This window comes from Mycobacterium timonense (assembly GCF_025821985.1).
GTDB classification, from domain to species: domain Bacteria; phylum Actinomycetota; class Actinomycetes; order Mycobacteriales; family Mycobacteriaceae; genus Mycobacterium; species Mycobacterium avium.
The window spans coordinates 19382-35379 of sequence record NZ_JACKSY010000119.1 but is presented as its reverse complement, the minus strand read 5'-3'; the positions used below and the strand labels follow the sequence as shown (position 1 = coordinate 35379).

The 15998-nt window shown below is 69.4% G+C and carries 12 protein-coding genes; 5 read left to right on the top strand and 7 right to left on the bottom strand.

The window, feature by feature from the left end; all coding sequences use genetic code 11:
• Positions 1–206: 206 nt before the first annotated feature.
• From H7I87_RS28785 to H7I87_RS28770, 4 genes are all read right to left on the bottom strand, one after another.
• Positions 207–1352, bottom strand: coding sequence for a BTAD domain-containing putative transcriptional regulator (locus H7I87_RS28785; protein ID WP_023861286.1), 1146 nt, complete (start codon positions 1350–1352; stop codon positions 207–209).
• A gap of 109 nt (positions 1353–1461) precedes the next feature.
• Positions 1462–1797 carry a DUF732 domain-containing protein gene (locus tag H7I87_RS28780; protein ID WP_019684935.1) on the bottom strand — a complete coding sequence of 112 codons (336 nt, stop codon included), beginning with the start codon at positions 1795–1797 and terminating at the stop codon, positions 1462–1464.
• Positions 1798–1943: 146 nt separating this feature from the next.
• Positions 1944–3860: an ABC transporter ATP-binding protein gene (locus tag H7I87_RS28775; protein WP_023861287.1), complete on the bottom strand. Its 1917-nt coding sequence runs from the start codon at positions 3858–3860 to the stop codon at positions 1944–1946.
• On the bottom strand, positions 3857–5614 hold the full coding sequence (locus H7I87_RS28770; protein ID WP_033726718.1) for an ABC transporter ATP-binding protein: 1758 nt from the start codon (positions 5612–5614) through the stop codon (positions 3857–3859). The genes H7I87_RS28775 and H7I87_RS28770 overlap by 4 nt, the downstream gene beginning before the upstream one ends.
• A gap of 181 nt (positions 5615–5795) precedes the next feature.
• Between H7I87_RS28770 and H7I87_RS28765 the strand changes: the two genes are divergently transcribed.
• A complete protein-coding gene (locus H7I87_RS28765) occupies positions 5796–6353 on the top strand; it encodes a DUF3558 domain-containing protein (RefSeq protein WP_003875581.1) in 558 nt (185 codons plus the stop codon).
• Positions 6350–6919, top strand: coding sequence for a DUF3558 domain-containing protein (locus tag H7I87_RS28760; protein ID WP_003875582.1), 570 nt, complete (start codon positions 6350–6352; stop codon positions 6917–6919). The genes H7I87_RS28765 and H7I87_RS28760 overlap by 4 nt, the downstream gene beginning before the upstream one ends.
• 26 nt (positions 6920–6945) lie before the next feature.
• Here H7I87_RS28760 and H7I87_RS28755 read toward each other — a convergent pair whose 3' ends face one another.
• Complete coding sequence (locus tag H7I87_RS28755; protein WP_011724134.1) at positions 6946–7449, bottom strand: SixA phosphatase family protein; 504 nt, start codon at positions 7447–7449, stop codon at positions 6946–6948.
• Between the two features lie 31 nt (positions 7450–7480).
• A complete protein-coding gene (locus tag H7I87_RS28750) occupies positions 7481–8989 on the bottom strand; it encodes an HNH endonuclease signature motif containing protein (protein WP_264002965.1) in 1509 nt (502 codons plus the stop codon).
• 258 nt (positions 8990–9247) lie between these two features.
• On the opposite strand from H7I87_RS28750, the gene H7I87_RS28745 reads away from it, so the two are divergent.
• The 3 genes from H7I87_RS28745 (at position 9248) to H7I87_RS28735 (ending at position 14334) form a co-directional block, all read left to right on the top strand.
• Positions 9248–10399, top strand: a complete 1152-nt coding sequence (locus H7I87_RS28745) for a metallophosphoesterase family protein (protein WP_011724136.1) — start codon at positions 9248–9250, stop codon at positions 10397–10399.
• The gene (locus H7I87_RS28740) at positions 10396–13026 is read left to right on the top strand and encodes an AAA family ATPase (RefSeq protein ID WP_011724137.1); all 2631 of its coding nucleotides are present in this window, start codon (positions 10396–10398) and stop codon (positions 13024–13026) included. Before H7I87_RS28745 ends, H7I87_RS28740 begins: the two co-directional genes overlap by 4 nt.
• A gap of 63 nt (positions 13027–13089) precedes the next feature.
• Positions 13090–14334 (top strand): alpha/beta hydrolase, encoded by a 1245-nt coding sequence (locus H7I87_RS28735; protein ID WP_011724138.1) that lies wholly within the window; start codon positions 13090–13092, stop codon positions 14332–14334.
• Here the strand turns inward: H7I87_RS28735 and H7I87_RS28730 are convergent.
• Complete coding sequence (locus tag H7I87_RS28730; RefSeq protein ID WP_009975665.1) at positions 14321–15997, bottom strand: ABC transporter family substrate-binding protein; 1677 nt, start codon at positions 15995–15997, stop codon at positions 14321–14323. The two genes, H7I87_RS28735 and H7I87_RS28730, sit on opposite strands and share 14 nt — an antisense overlap.
• Between the last annotated feature and the right edge of the window lies 1 nt (position 15998).

Sequence of the window (15998 nt, the reverse complement as noted above, 5' to 3'; positions counted from 1 at the left end):
CTGCCTGGCGCGACGCCGTACCAACGTCCTTTACGCCCTCATCCGTGACAACCGCACCTGGCAACCCGAATCACCCCCGATCACCAAGTCGGCGGCTTGACATCTTCATTGAGAGTCCTTTCGACCCGAGACCGACAACGTGACGGTAAGCGCCCGCCCGTCGCGCCGCACGATAACGGCAACAATTGCCGCCGCCCGGTGCCGAGCTAACCGGCGTGCTGATTCTCTTCGGCCAGCCGGAAAGTGAATTCTTGCTCGCAGATCCGGATGCGGTCGCCGTCCTGCAGGACGGCGACCGAGTGGATTCGTTGGTCTTGCACGTGCACGCCGTTGGAGGATCGCAGGTCGTTGATGATGTAGCTGGTTCCGGTGTCGACGATGACGGCATGGTGCCGGCTGACCCTGGGAGAGTCGAGGACGATGTCGTTGTCGTCCAGGCGCCCGATCGTCGTCGAGCCGCGCAGCGGAAACGCCCGCCCGGCCGCGTCGTGCAGCAGGGCTCCGGCGTTCCTGCCGGACGCCAGGGTGTAGTGCTCGAGCACGGTGACGGTGACCGCGGCGGTCGTCATGGCATTCTTCTTGGCGTCCAGCGGTTCCTGGCGCAGGATCCGGTCGTTGAGCATGCGCAGGTTCTGGCCCGGGTCGATCCCCAGGTCGTCGGCGAGTGACTTCTGCACGCGCCGATACGCGGCCAACGCGTCGGACTGACGGTCGGTGAGGTAGTACGCCGTCATCAACTGCGCCCACAGCTGTTCGCGGTAGGGATGTTCGCGGGTCAGCGATTCCAGTTCCGTGATTACGGAAAACGCACGGCCACAAGCTATTTCGGCTTCTGCCTGCGCGATGTGGGTCAGGATCTTCTCCTCCACCAGCGAGGTGGCGAAGGTGCCGACGAACCGGAACTCCGCCAGGTCTTCGAGCACCGGGCCGCGCCACTGTGCCAACGCGGCCGCCAGGTGCGCGCCGGCCTGTTCGAAGCGGCCGGAGGCCGCCGCCTGCACGCCGGCGGTCTTCTCGGTGATGAACCGACCGAGATCGCAACGGTCGTCGGGGATGTTGAGTCGGTAGCCCGGCGGCGCCGCGACCAGCACCGTGCGCGGGTCGACCCCGGCGTTGCTGAGCAGCTTGCGCAGGTTGGATACGTAGGAGTGGAGGCTGGCCCGCGCCCCCGACGGCGGCGACTCGTCCCACAGTCCGGTGATCAGCCGATCGATGCCGACGGGGTTGTTGCGGTTCATCAGCAGCATGGCCAGCACCGCGCGCTGCTTGGGCGTGCCCAGGGGCACCAGGTCGCCGTCGACGGTCATCTCCAGCGGTCCGAGCAGGCCGAACTCGAGACGCTTGGCCATCATCGGGGTCGACCTGCCGTGCGGGGGGTCGGGTGGCAGGGAGGTCACAGGGGAGATTGTGACGCCCGGCGGCAGGATTCGTTGCGAATCCGAAGGGCCCGCGCGCGACCGGCTAGGCGGGCTGGCCGGAGAATTGCGGGCAGTAGGCCTGTGTCGCGGCGGTGACCAGGCCGGCCGCCTGCGGGGGAGTCAGGTTGGTCTGCCGGAAGACGGCGACGGTGACGGCGGTCGGGGTCTTGCCGGCGGACAGTTCAGCGCATACCTGGTGGCCCTCCCGCACGGCCTCCTGCGGCGACGGGAAAGAGACGCCGAGGCTTCGCATCTGGGCGAGGAACATCTCATCGCCGGTCTGCACGGTGCGGGCGGCGGCGGGTCCGGCCAGTCCGACGGCGGCGAGCCCGATGGCGGCGGCGGTGGTGAGCACGGTGATGATGCGGCGCGAGAACATTGTTGCCACCCCTTTCAGTTATCGAGTAGGACGATCCCAGCGTCGCGTTTGTTCCTTGGAAACTTCTCAATAACTTCTTGGTACCGAACGCGATTGCTTATCGATGCGCAGATCGCGGTGCCCGTCGTCGCTGTGTCCGCCCACCGCTATGCCTGGGTCATCGCGTAGTACACACTGCGCCGGGCCAGCAGTTCGGCGTGAGTGCCCTGTTCGACGATCCTGCCCGCCTCGATCACCGCGATGCGATCGGCATCGCGGATGGTCGAAAGACGGTGCGCGATAATGAAACTCGTGCGATCCCGGCGCAGTTCGCGGGTCGCGTGCGCGATCAGGGCCTCGGTGCGGGTATCGACCGAGCTGGTCGCCTCGTCCAGGATCAACAGCTGCGGACGGGCCAAAAACGCGCGCGCGATGGTGATGAGTTGCCGTTCACCGGCGCTGAGGTTGCCGCCGTCGCCGCTCACCCGGGTGTGGTAGCCGTCCGGCAGGGTCTGGACGAAGCGGTCGACGTAGGCGGCCCTGGCGGCCGCCACGATCTCGTCGTCGCCGGCGCCGGGGCGCCCGTAGCCGATGTTTTCCGCGATCGTCCCGTCGAAGAGCCAGGTGTCCTGCAGCACCATGCCGATTCGCGACCGCAGCGCCCGCCGTTCCATCGTGGCGATGTCCACGCCGTCGATCGAAATCCGGCCGGCGTCAACGTCATAGAAGCGCATCAGCAGATTCACCAGCGTGGTCTTGCCGGCCCCGGTGGGGCCGACGATGGCCACCGTGCTGCCCGGTTCGGCCACCAGTGACAGGTCGTCGATCACCCGGATGCCCGGGCGGTAGGCGAAGCTCACGTGCGCGAACTCCACGCGTCCGCCTGCTCCTGCGTCGCGGCCGGCGGGCCCCGGCGCGGCCGGCTTCTCCTCCGGCGGTGCGTCCGGCGGTTCCTCGGGCTCGTCGAGCAGGGCGAAGACGCGTTCGGCGCTGGCCACCCCCGACTGCAGCGTGTTGTACATTCCGGCCAGTTGGCTCAGCGGTGAATTGAATTGCCGCACATATTGAATGAAGGCCTGGATGTTGCCCAGGGTGATCTGCCCGGTGGCCACCTGCAGGCCGCCCAGCACGGCGACCGCGACGTAGCCGAGGTTGCCGATCACCGCCGTCGCGGGCGCCACCAGGCCGGAAAAGAATTGGGCCCCGAAACTGGCCCGATAGACCTCGTCGTTGAGGGCGCGGAAGCGGTCCCGGGCGGCGGCCCGGTGGCCGAACGTCTGGACCACCGTGAAGCCGCTGTAGGTCTCTTCGATGTGGGCGTTGAGCCGCCCGACGCTCGTCCACTGGGCGACGAACAGACGCTGCGAACGCCGCACGATCACCCGCGTCGCCAGCAGCGACAGCGGCACCGTCAGCAGGGTGATGCCGGCGAGCAGTGGTGAGATGGACAGCATCATCGCCAGCACCGTCAGCACGGTGAGCACCGACGTCAGCAGCTGGCTGATCGTCATCGACAGCGACGACTGGATGTTGTCGATGTCGTTGGTGACCCGGCTGAGTAGCTCACCGCGCTGACGCCCGTCGAAGTACGCCAGCGGCAGCCGGTGCACCTTGTCCTCGACGGCGGAACGCAGCGCCACCATGGTGCGTTGCACCGTGCGGTTGAGCAGCCGCGCCTGCACCCAAATCAACAGTGCCGAAACGAGATAGAGGAGCAGCGCCAGCGCCAGCGTGCGTGCGACCGCGCCGAAGTCCACCCCGCGGCCCGGCACCACGTTCATCCCGGACAGCAAGTCGGCGAAGGTGTTCTGCCCGCGGCTGCGCGCCGCGGCGACCGCCTGCGCCTTGCTGATCCCGGCGGGCAGTTGCCGGCCGACGACGCCGTTGAACAGCAGGTCGGTGGCGTGCCCCAGAATCCGCGGAACGATCACCCCGATCACCGTGCCGGCGATGCCCAGCGTGATCACCGCGGTGGCCGTCCGACGTTGCGGCGCAAGCTGTTTGACCAGCCGGGCGGCCGAACCCCAGAAATCGCGGGACCGCCCGGCGGGAGCCGGGGGCGCCGGGCGGGTGGTCGTCGTCATGGGGTGCCCCCGGTGTGACCCGACGGCACCGCCCCCACCGACTGCGAGTCGGCGAACTCGGCGTAGACGGCGCAATCGGTGAGCAGCGCATCGTGCGTGCCGGCACCCGCCACCTTTCCGTCGTCGATCACCACCACCTGATCGGCGGTCGCGGCGATCGAAACACGTTGCGTGACAACGATAACGGTGGCGTCACAGGTTATCTCGCGCAGCGCGGCACGAACCCGAGAGTCGGTGCGGGCGTCGAGCGCGGCGAACGAATCGTCGAACAGGTAGATGGCCGGGCGGCGGATGACCGCCCGGGCGATGGCGAGTCGTTGCCGCTGCCCGCCCGAGAAGTTGATGCCGCCCTGGGCGACCCGCATGTGCAGGCCGTCGGGGTGCGCACCCACGAAATCGTCGGCGGCGGCCACCCGCAACGCCTCCCACATCTGCTGCTCGGTCGCATCGGCCCTGCCGTAGCGCAGGTTGTCCGCGACCGTCCCGGAGAACAGGTAGCCGCGTTGGGGGACCAGACCGATCGCCGACCACAGCCGCTCGGTGCGGTAGTCACGCACGTCGATGCCGTCGATCTGGACGGCTCCGCCGGTCACGTCGTAGAGCCGGCAGATCAACGAGATCAGCGTCGACTTCCCCGAACCGGTGCTGCCGACGATCGCGGTGGTGGTTCCGGGTCGCGCGGTCAGCGAAATGTCTTGCAGCACCGGACGGTCGGCGCCGGGGTAGGTGAACGTCGCACGGTCCAGTCGCACGATCCCGGTGATCGCCCCCGGCGGGGACTTCGGGCTGGCCGGGTCGGCGACGGCGGCGCCGGTGGACAGCACCTCGGTGATCCGTTCGGCGCACACCGACGCGCGCGGCAACACCACCAGCGTCATCGTCGCCATCAACACCGCCATCAGGATCTGGGTGAAGTAGGCCAGGAAGGCGGTCAGCGAGCCGACCTGCATCTGGCCGTGGTCGATGCGCAGCCCGCCGAACCAGATCAGCGCGACGCTGGACACGTTGATGGTCAGGGTGGTCACCGGCAGCATCAACGCCTGCCAATTGCCCGCCGCCAGCGCGGTATTCGACAGCGTGGCGTTGGCCCGGTCGAAGCGGTCCCGCTCGAAATCCTCCCGGGCGAACGCCCGTACCACCCGCACACCGGACAGCTGGTCGCGCATCACCCGGTTGACGCCGTCGATCAGGGCCTGCATGCGGCGGAAGAGGGGAAGCATGTGCGACATCACCCAGTAGTTGGTCAACGCCATCACCGGGACGCTGATAAGCAGCAGCCAGGTCAGGGCGGCCTCTTGGTGGATGGCCATCACGATTCCGCCGAGGCACATGATCGGGGCGGTCACCAGCACGGTGGCCGTTATCTGCACCAGGTACTGAATCTGGCGCACGTCGTTGGTGCTGCGCGTCAGCAGGGTGGGCGCCCCGAAGCGGGCGGTCTCCCGCTCGGAGAAGGTGATGACGTGCTCGAACATCGCCGCGCGCAGGTCGCGGCCGAAGCCCATCCCGGTGCGCGAGCCGAAATAGACCGCGCCCACCGCGCACAACGCCTGCACTGCGGTGACCCCGAGCATCACCACGCCGAGCCGCACGATGGTGGAGGTGTCGCCCTTGGCGACGCCCTCGTCGATGATGGCGGCGTTGACCGTCGGCAGATACAGCGACGCCAGATTGCTGATGACCTGCAGCGCCATCAGCACCGCCACCAGCCGCCGGTACGGCTGGATGTACTGGCGCAGCAGTGCCAGGAGCATGGGGTAACTGTCGCACACCCCGCGCCCGGCCGGCCGCGTCGCCGCCGGATCGTCACCGCGTCAAGGCTCGTCGCCGGCGGCGCCGAAATACCTGCTCAGGCGCGTCGGTGGTTGACCCGCTGGGCGGCCGCTACAGTGCATCGTGTGGACCAGCAGCGGGCAGAACGGAAGCAGGGTGGCGGTGCGGCGTAACACGAGGGCGCTGGCTCTCGTCGCGTCAGCCTTGACGATCCTGATCCCCGCGACCGCGGCCTGCTCCGACTCCGGCGGCTCCAAACCCGGGGCGACGACGTCGTCGGCGCCGCAGAACGGCCAGGGCAACCACGGGCCGATGTTCCCGCAGTGCGGCGGCATCAGCGACCAGACGGTCGCGGAATTGACCAAGGTGAGCGGCCTGATCAACACCGCGCGCAACTCCGTCGGATGCCAGTGGCTCGCGGGCGGCGGAATCCTCGGGCCGCACTTCTCCTTCTCCTGGTACCGCGGCAGCCCGATCGGGCGCGAGCGCAAGACCGAGGAGCTCTCCCGCGCCAGCGTCGACGACATCAACATCAACGGCCACAGCGGCTTCATCGCCGTCGGCAACGAGCCCAACCTGGGTGATTCGCTGTGCGAGGTGGGCATCCAGTTCTCCGATGACTTCATCGAATGGTCGATCAGCTTCAGTCAGAAGCCGTTCCCGCCGCCCTGCGACATCGCCAAGGAACTGGCCCGGCAATCGATTGCGAACTCGAAATGATGGCCATGATGCGTCCCGGACCGCGCCGCAGCACCGCTCGCGCCGCGGCGACCGTGTTGTTCCTCGCGCTGCTGGTGCTGACGGGCTGTTCCCGCTCGATCGCGGGCAACGCCGTCAAGGCGGGCGGCAACGTTCCCCGCAACAACAATTCCCAGCAGCAGTACCCCAACCTGCTCAAGGAATGTGAGGTGTTGACCAGCGACATCCTGGCCAAGACCGTGGGTGCGGACCCGCTCGACATCCAGAGCACCTTCGTCGGCGCGATCTGCCGGTGGCAGGCCGCCAACCCGGCGGGGCTGATCGACATCACCCGGTTCTGGTTCGAGCAGGGCAGCCTGTCCAACGAGCGCAAGGTCGCCGAGTTCTTGAAGTACAAGATCGAGACCCGCAACATCGCCGGGATCGATTCGATCGTGATGCGCCCCGACGACCCCAACGGCGCCTGCGGGGTGGCGAGCGACGCCGCCGGGGTGGTCGGGTGGTGGGTCAACCCGCAGGCACCCGGCATCGACGCCTGCGGCCAGGCCATCAAGCTGATGGAGCTGACGCTGGCGACCAATTCCTAGCCTCACCTTGGCTCGGCCGATGAGCCTCAGCGCGCAACGACGAAGTCGCTCAGCGTCGCCGCCCCGAGTTCCAGCTCCGTCCACCGGCACGGCACCGCGAGCACCGCGATCGCCGACGTCGGAAACTTGTTCGAGATGCGTTCGGCCGCAGCGGGATTGGCGCCCCTGCCGCCGCCCAGGCCGAGCGCAAGGGCCGACATCGTCGGCTCGTGTCCGATGACGAGCAGCGTGCTGACGTCGTCGCCCACCGTGTTGATCTCGTCGATGACGATGCCCGGGGTGCTGGCGTAGAGCCGCTCGCTATATCGCACCGGCGCCTCGATGTGGGTGTTGCGCAGCGTCTCCCGGGTGCGCGTCGCGGTGGAGCACAGCACGGCATCGATGGCGGGCGCGCCGGCGCGCAGCCAGTCGCCGGCCAGGCCGGCCTGCCGGATGCCGCGCGGCGCCAGCGGCCGATCATGGTCGGCGACGCCGTCGGGGTAGTCCGACTTCGCGTGCCGCATCAACAGCAGGGTGCGTCGGCCGGTCACGGCCAATCAGATTAGACGGCGGCAGGGTCGATCAGGCCGCGTGGTCGTCACCCTGGTCGGCTTCTTGTTCGCCGTCAACTTCGTCCTCGCCGTACTCACCCCGGAGGAGTTTTTCGGGGTGGTGGAAGGTGTTGGTGCGGGGTTGGTTTCGGTCGAGGTGGGGTGGTGGGAGCCATTGGGTTTCGCCTTTGGCGTTTTTGTGGGTGGTCCAGGCGCCGGGTTGCAGGAGGCGGTGGTGGGGTCCGCAGGCGAAGGTCAGGTCGTTGATGTCGGTGGTGTGGCAGGTGGCGTAGTCGGTGCAGTGGTGCACTTCGGCGTAGTAGCCGGGCACGGTGCAGCCGGGGGCGGTGCAGCCGCGGTCTTTGGCGTATAACACGATGCGCTGTGCGGGGGAGGCCAGGCGTTTGGTGTGATACAGGGCCAGGGCTTTGCCGTGGTCGAAGATGGCCAGGTTGGCGTATAACACGATGCGCTGTGCGGGGGAGGCCAGGCGTTTGGTGTGATACAGGGCCAGGGCTTTGCCGTGGTCGAAGATGGCCAGGTAGTGGTGGGCGTGCCGGGATAGCCGGATCACATCGGAGATGGGCAGCAGGGTGCCGCCGCCGGTGAGCCCTTTGCCGGCGGCGGTTTCGAGGTCGGCCAGGGTGGTGGTGACGATGATGGAGGCCGGGAGGCCGTTGTGTTGGCCGAGGTTTCCTGAGGCCAGCAGGGCGCGCAGGCCGGCCAGCAGCCCATCGTGGTTGCGCTGGGCCGCCGAGCGGGCATCCCCCTCGATGGCGGTTTGACTCGGAGTGCCCTCCACGCACGGACTCTCATCGAGTGGGTTGCACATGCCGGGGGCGGCGAGTTTGGCCAGCACCGCCTCGAGGGTGGCGCGCAGCTCGGGGGATAGCCAGCCGCGGAGTTCGGACATGCCATCGGCGTGTTGGTTGCCCAGGGTGAGGCTGCGGCGGCGGGCGCGGTCCTCGTCGCGGTAGAGGCCGTCGGGGTTGAGGCAATCGGCCAGCGTGCCGGCCAACGCGGCGAGCTGTTCGGGCCGATACCGGGTGCCTTCCCTGGCGAGGTCGGTTTCGGCGCGCTCCCGGGTCGCCTGGTCGATCCAGCCGGGCAACTGGTGGCAGAACTTGCGGATCACGGCCACCTGCTCGGGACCCAACGACCCGGCCCGTTGTGCGGCCGCGGTGGCCGCCAGCACCGGCGGCAACGGTTCCCCGGTCAGCCCGACGCGGGGGCCCAGGTCAGCGGCGGTGTGCACCCGCCGGGCGGCCTCGGCGCGGCTGATCAGCGTCGCCTCGGCGATCGCATGCGAAAGCCGGCCACCCAACTCCGCCGGGCTGGCTTGTCGGGCAACGAGATTGATCAGCTGGTGTTCGGCGACGGGCAGGCGCCGTCGGGCTTTTTCGCAGCGCCCCAATAGCGCCAGGCATTCCCGCGGGGTCAAGCCGTCGAAACCGAGCGCCGCCACGCCGTCGAGCGCGGCATCGAGCGCATCGAAGGCCGCGCTGATCGCGTCCCGATCGATGATGCCGCCCGAACTCATGCCCCCGAAACTAGGGCAGCCCACCGACAGAAAAGCCCGCAATGTGACCACAGAAACGAAAGTGACATAAGAGATTTAGTCAGGCGCCTCCGAGCGTGCCGGTGGCCCACGACCCCAACCGGCGATCAAGCCCGCCCCATCGAGACCCGGCGGATTCTCCCTTCGAGACCTGCCGATCGACGTCCCGCGTCTTGTCGGTGCGCAGACCTAAACTCGCGATGCCCTGATAAACACGCACTTCGAAAGGGGGTCGCCGGCATGCGATTCCTGCACACCGCCGACTGGCAACTGGGCATGACGCGGCACTTCCTCGCCGGTGATGCCCAGCCCCGCTATTCGGCGGCCCGCCGCGACGCGGTCGCCGGGCTGGGCGCGCTCGCGGCGGAGGTCGGCGCCGAGTTCGTCGTCGTGTCGGGCGACGTGTTCGAGCACAACCAGCTTCCGCCGAAGGTGGTCGGGCAGTCACTGGAAGCCATGCGCGCCATCGGAATTCCGGTGTATTTGCTCCCGGGCAACCACGACCCGCTGGACGCCTCGTCGGTGTACACCAGTGCGCTGTTCACCGCCGAACGTCCCCACAACGTGACGGTGCTCGATCAGGCCGGCGTTCACCCGGTCCGCCCCGGGCTGCAGCTCGTCGCGGCGCCGTGGCGGTCCAAGGTGCCCACCACCGACCTGGTCGGCGAGGTTCTCGACGGCCTGCCCGAGACCGACGACACCCGAATCCTCGTCGGGCACGGCGGGGTTGACGTCCTGGACCCCGATCGGGACAAACCCTCGCTGATCCGGCTCGCCAAGCTCGAGGACGCGCTGACCCGCGGCGCCGTGCACTACGTGGCGCTGGGCGACAAGCACTCGCTGACCCAGGTCGGCCGCAGCGGCCGGGTGTGGTACTCGGGCTCGCCGGAAGTCACCAACTTCGACGACGTGGAAGCCGACCCGGGCCATGTGCTGATCGTCGACATCGACGAGGCCGATCCGCGCCGCCCCGTCTCGGTGACCGCCCGGCGCGTCGGATGCTGGCGATTCGTCACGCTGCACCGGCAGGTCGACAGCAGCCGCGACATCGCCGACCTGGACATGAATTTGGACCTGATGACCAACAAGGACCGAACCGTGGTGCGCCTGGCGCTGACCGGTTCGCTGACCGTCACCGACCGCGCCGCGCTGGACGCCTGCCTGGACAAGTATGCGCGGCTGTTCGCCCACCTGCGCACCTGGGACAGCCACACCGAGCTGGCCGTGATCCCGGCCGACGGCGAATTCAGCGACCTGGGCATCGGAGGCTTCGCCGCCGCCGCGGTCGAGGAGCTGGTGGCGACCGCGCGCCAACAGGATTCCGACACCGCCGCCGACGCGCAGGGGGCGCTGGCGCTGCTGTTACGGCTCGCCGATCGGGGCGCGGCGTGAAGCTGCACCGGCTGACCCTGACGAACTACCGCGGCATCGCGCACCGGGAAATCGAATTCCCCGACCACGGTGTGGTGGTGGTGTGCGGCGCCAACGAGATCGGCAAGTCGTCGATGATCGAGGCCCTGGATCTGCTGCTGGAGGCCAAGGACCGCTCCACCAAGAAGGAAGTCAAACAGGTCAAGCCCACCCACAGCGACGTGGGTGCCGAGGTTTCGGCCGAAATCAGTTGCGGCCCATACCGATTCGTCTACCGCAAACGGTTCCACAAAAAGTGTGAGACGGAGCTGACGGTGATCACGCCGTACCGCGAACAGCTGACCGGCGACGAAGCCCACGAACGGGTCCGGGCGATGCTGGCCGAGACGGTGGACAGCGACCTGTGGCATGCCCAGCGCGTGCTGCAGGCGGCGTCGACCGCCGCGGTGGATCTGTCGGGGTGCGACGCGCTGTCCCGCGCGCTCGACGTCGCCGCCGGCGACAGCGGCGGGCTGTGCGGCACCGAGCCGTTGCTCATCGAACGCATCGACGCCGAATACGCGCGCTATTTCACCCCGACCGGACGCCCGACGGGGGAGTGGGCCGCCGCGATCGCCCGGCTTGCCGACGCCGAGGCCGCCGTCGCCGAATGCGCGGCCGCCGTCGCCGAGGTCGACGAGCGGGTGTCCCGCCACGCCGCGTTGACCGAACAGGTGGCCGACCTGTCCCAGCGGCGCATCGCCGCCGGCCCGCGAGTGACGGCCGCGCGGCAGGCCGCCGACCGGATCGCCGAGCTCACCGCCCAGCGCCGGGAAGCCCAGCTGGTCGCCGAGGCCGCGGCGGCCACCAAAGCCGCGGCGGCCCAGGCCCACTCCGGCCGGCTACAACTGCTCGCCGACATCGACACCCGGGCCGCCGCCGTCACGCAGACACATGCTCAGGTCCAGCAGGCCGCGGCCGACCACGCGGTGGCCCAGGCCGACGCGCAGGCCTGCGACACCGCGCTGCAGCACGCCACCGAGGCCCTGGCCGAGCTGGAGCGCCGGGTGCAGGAGGCGCAGCGCACCGTCGAGCGGTCGGCCGGCCGCGAGGAGGCCGACCGGTTGGCCGCCCGGCTGGACAAAATTGATGCCATCCAGCGCGATCGCGAGCGCATCAGCGCCGAGCTGAGCACCATCGCGGTCACCGAGGAGTTGCTGCGCCGCATCGAGGACGCCGCCGCCGCGGTCGACCGCATCGGCGACCAGTTGGCGTCGACGTCGGCGGCCGTCGAATTCACCGCGGTAGCCGACATTCACCTGGTGATCGGCGACCGGCAGGTGTCCCTGCCGGCGGGGCAGAGCTGGTCGATCACCGCCGTCGGGCCCACCGCGGTCGAGGTTCCCGGTGTGCTGACCGCCCGCGTCACCCCGGGCGCGACCACCCTGGATGTGCAAGCGAAACACGCTGCGGCGCAACAAGAACTGGCCGCAGCGCTGACGGCGGGTGCCGTTGCCGACCTTGGCGCCGCCCGATCCGCCGACCAGCGGCGCCGCGAGCTGCAGGGCACTCGCGACCAGCTCGGCGCCACCCTGGCCGGATTGTGCGGCGACGAGCCGCTCGACGAGCTGCGGTCGCGGCTGGCCCGGCTGCGCGCCGAGCATCCGGAGCAGCCGGCCGCGCCGACGGGTGGGGCCGCCGACCTCGCCGCCGCCCGCACCGAACTCGAAGCGCTCGCGCAGGCCCGCGCCTGCGCGTCGGCCGAATGCGTCACGCGCCGTCAGGCCGCCACCGCAGCGGCCGCCAGGCTTGCCGAAACCGCCACGGCGGCAACGGTTCTGCAGAACAGGCTGGACACCCTGCGGGCCGAGCTGGACGCGGCCACCGGTCGGCTGGCCGCCGAGCGCGCGTCGGTCGGCGACGAGGAGCTGGCGGCGTCAGCCGATGCGGCGCTGCGCGCCGAGCAGGCCGCCGAACGTCGGGTCGCCGAACTCGCCGACGCCCTGGCCGCGGCGTCTCCGGACTCCGTCGCCGCCGAATTAGCCGATGCCACACAGGAATCCGAGTCGCTGCGGGAGCGCTACGAAGAAGCGGCCGGCGCGCTGCGCGAGGTGACGATCGAGCTGTCCGTCTTCGGCAGCGAGGGGCGCCAGGGCAAGCTCGACGCCGCGGAAACGGAGCGCGAGCACGCCGCCAGCGAGCACAGCCAAGTCGGCCGCCGGGCCCGCGCCGCCCAGCTGCTGCGCTCGGTCATGACGCGGCACCGCGACACCACCCGGCAGCGTTACGTCGAGCCCTACCGCGCGGAATTGCAGCGGCTCGGCCGTCCGGTGTTCGGCCCCACCTTCGAAGTCGACATCGACAGCGACCTGTGCATCCGCAGCCGCACCCTCAACGGCATCACCGTGCCCTACGAGTCCCTGTCCGGCGGCGCCAAGGAGCAGCTGGGCATCCTGGCACGGCTGGCCGGCGCCGCGCTGGTCGCCAAGGAGGACGCCGTCCCGGTGGTGGTCGACGACGCGCTCGGTTTCACCGACCCGGACCGGCTGGCCAAGATGGGGCAGCTGTTCGACAGCGTGGGAAGCCACGGGCAGGTGATCGTGCTCACCTGCAGCCCGGACCGGTACGACGGCGTCAAGGGCGCGCACCGCATCGACCTCAGCGCTTAGCCCGCGCGGCCGAGCCGCCGGCCGGCCCCGCCTGCAGAATGGGACCATGGCGGTCCGACCCGAATGACGATGAACGCAAAGCGGCGGCGCATGCAGCAGCGGCTGGCGAAACTGCCCGGTGTGCGCGCCGTGCGCCGGCCGATCTCGCCGGACACCGCCGACGAGTTCGACCTGTACTACGTGCGCGCCGGCCGCAAGTCCCGCCACCCGGTGGTCATCATCCCCGGCGGGCCGGGCGTGGCGTCGGTGCAGATGTACAAGGGGCTGCGCCGGCGCGCCGCTGCGGCCGGTCTCGACGTCATCATGATCGAACACCGCGGGGTGGGGATGTCGCGTCACGACGACGCCGGCGCCGACCTGCCGCCGGAGGCGATGACGGTCAATCAGGTGGTCGACGACGTGGCGGCGGTGCTCGACGACGCCCGCGTGGATTCGGCGGTGGTCTACGGCGCGTCGTACGGCACCTACATCGCGTCCGGCGTGGGCGTGCGTCATCCCGCCCGGGTGCACGGGATGGTGCTCGATTCGCCGCTGCTGTCCCGGCACGACATTGTGATCGTGCGCCGGGCGATTCGCCGGCTGCTGCTGCGCGGCGACAGCCCCGAAACCGCTTCGCTGGCACCGAAAATGCGCAAACTTGTCGACGCCGGGCTGATGACCGCGACGGCGACACAGGTGGTGGCGACGATCTACGGCTACGGCGGGGCGCGGCTGCTCGAGCGGCAACTCGACCTGCTGCTGGATGGCCGAAAACTGTTGTGGTGGACGCTTTCCCGCTTCACCACCCTGCGCAACCTGCCGTTTCGGTATGAAGAGGACCTGGTGAGCCGCATCGCGCTTCGCGAGCTGGACTATGCCGCCGAACCGGACGGTCTGCCGCTTGACCCCGCCGTGGCAGAACGCGAAGTACGCACGCAGACAGCGACTTTCGAGGACGAGCCCTACGACCTGCCGGCCGAGATGCCGAGCTTCGACTGGCCCACCGCGGTGGTGTCCGGCGGTCGCGACCTCATCACCCCACCGGCGGTCGCCGAGCGCGTCGCGTCGCTACTGCCCCATGCGGTGCTGCTGAGCCTGCCGGACATGGCGCACAGCGCGCTCGATTTCCACGAGGCCGTCGCGCTGGCCAGCGCCGACGCGGTGCTGCGCGGCGACCTGGCCGGACTCGCCGCCCGGGCCTGCACCCTGAACGCGCTTCCGCCACGCCCCGAGGTGCGGCTGCTGTGGGCCCTGATCGCGGCGGCCGCCATGATCGAGGGCGCGCTGCCGATCCCGGCGCCGCTGCGGCGCCGGCTCAGCTGCGGGTGAACCCGATCGCGGTGTAGTTCAGATCGCCCAGACCCGCGGCGCCGAAGTTCGCCAGCGTGCTGCGTACCGCGACGTCACCGGGCGACTGCGTCAGCGGCAGGCTGAACCCTTCCGCCCAGATCAGCTTGTCCAGGTCGTTGGCCAGGGCGCGCGCCTTGTCCGGATCGAGCTCTTGTAGGGTGCGTTCGATGGCGGCGTCGATCTGCGGGCTGCCGATCTTGCCGAAGTTGCTCTCCCCGTCGGACTTGTAGATCTGGGTCAGCGCCGAGAGCGGGAATGCGTCACCGAGCCAACCGAATTGGGCCATGTCGAAGGCGCCGACGTTGATGTAGTTGGTGAAGAATCCGCTGCCCGCGCGGGCGACGAGTTCGAGCCTGACGCCGATTTGGGCCAGGCTGTGCTGCGCGATCTGGGCGAACTGCCGGCTGCCCTGGGCGTCGTAGAAGAGATCGCGGATGACCAGCTGCCGCCCGTCCTTCTCGCGGAACCGGCCGTGCAGCTTCCAGCCCAACGCGTCGAGCTCCCGGCCGGCCGCGGCCGGGTCGTAGGGAACCGTCGTGCTGTTGTCCTGATAGCCCTGTTGTCCGGCGACGTAGATGTGATTGCCCAGCGCCACCGGGTTGCTGGTGAGGCCGTACTGCACCACCTTGGCGATGGTCTGCCGATCGATGCCCTTGGACACCGCGACGCGCAGCGCCCGGTCGGCCAGGATCGAGCCGGGGGCGCCGTTGAAGGTGAAGTGGGACCAGGCCGGGGCGGGGGCGCGCCGGATCGAGATGCCCGCGGTGTGCTCGGCGATGGTCAGCTGATCGAGGGTGCCGACCCCGGTGGCGTCGATCGTGTTGTTCTGCAGCGCCGGCAGCCGTGCGGCGTCGTCGAGTACCAGGTAGGTGATGCTGTCCAGGCGCGGCCGCGTCCCCCACCATTTCGGGTTGCGGCTCAACACGATCCGCTGCGTGGTGCGATCCAGTGACGACACGATGAACGGGCCGGCCGACGGTCCGGGCCCCTCGAGCTGACCCTTGTTGAACGCCTCCGGCGTGGCGGTCATGCTCTTGGGCAGCAGCATGCCGTTGCCCGCGAACATGCCGCGCCACTCGGCATACGGCTTGGCGAAGGTGACGACGGCCTGCCGGTCGTCGACGCCGCGGGTCACCGAGGCGACGCGCTCGGCCCCGCTGGACCCGGCGATCTCGAACGTCTTGTCGGCGCCGCTCAGCGCGTGGATCTGGCTGGCGATGTCCTCCCAGGTGATCGGGGTGCCGTCCGACCACACCGCCTTGGGATTGATCGTGTAGGTCACCACTTGCGGTGCGGTGCCGGTGAGTTCGACGCTGGTGAAGTAGTCGGTGTCCACCGTGGTCGAGCCGTCCGGGCCGATGACGAAGGCCCGCGGCAAGGTGGCCTTCATCATCGCCGAAACGTCGGCGGAGTTTCCGTCGATGTGCAAGATGTTGAAGTTGGGCGGGAAGTCGGTCAGCGCGAGGCGCAGGTTGCCGCCGTCCTGCAGGGTGGCCGGATCGCGCGGGTTGATGTCGCTGGTGGTGCCGATCCGCGCGTTCTGCCCGGTTTCGGGAACCAGGTTGATGGCCGGTGAGCAGCCCGCCACCGCCAGCACGACCGCGGCGACCAGCGCGGCCGGCCGAAATCCGCAGCGCCCCAAG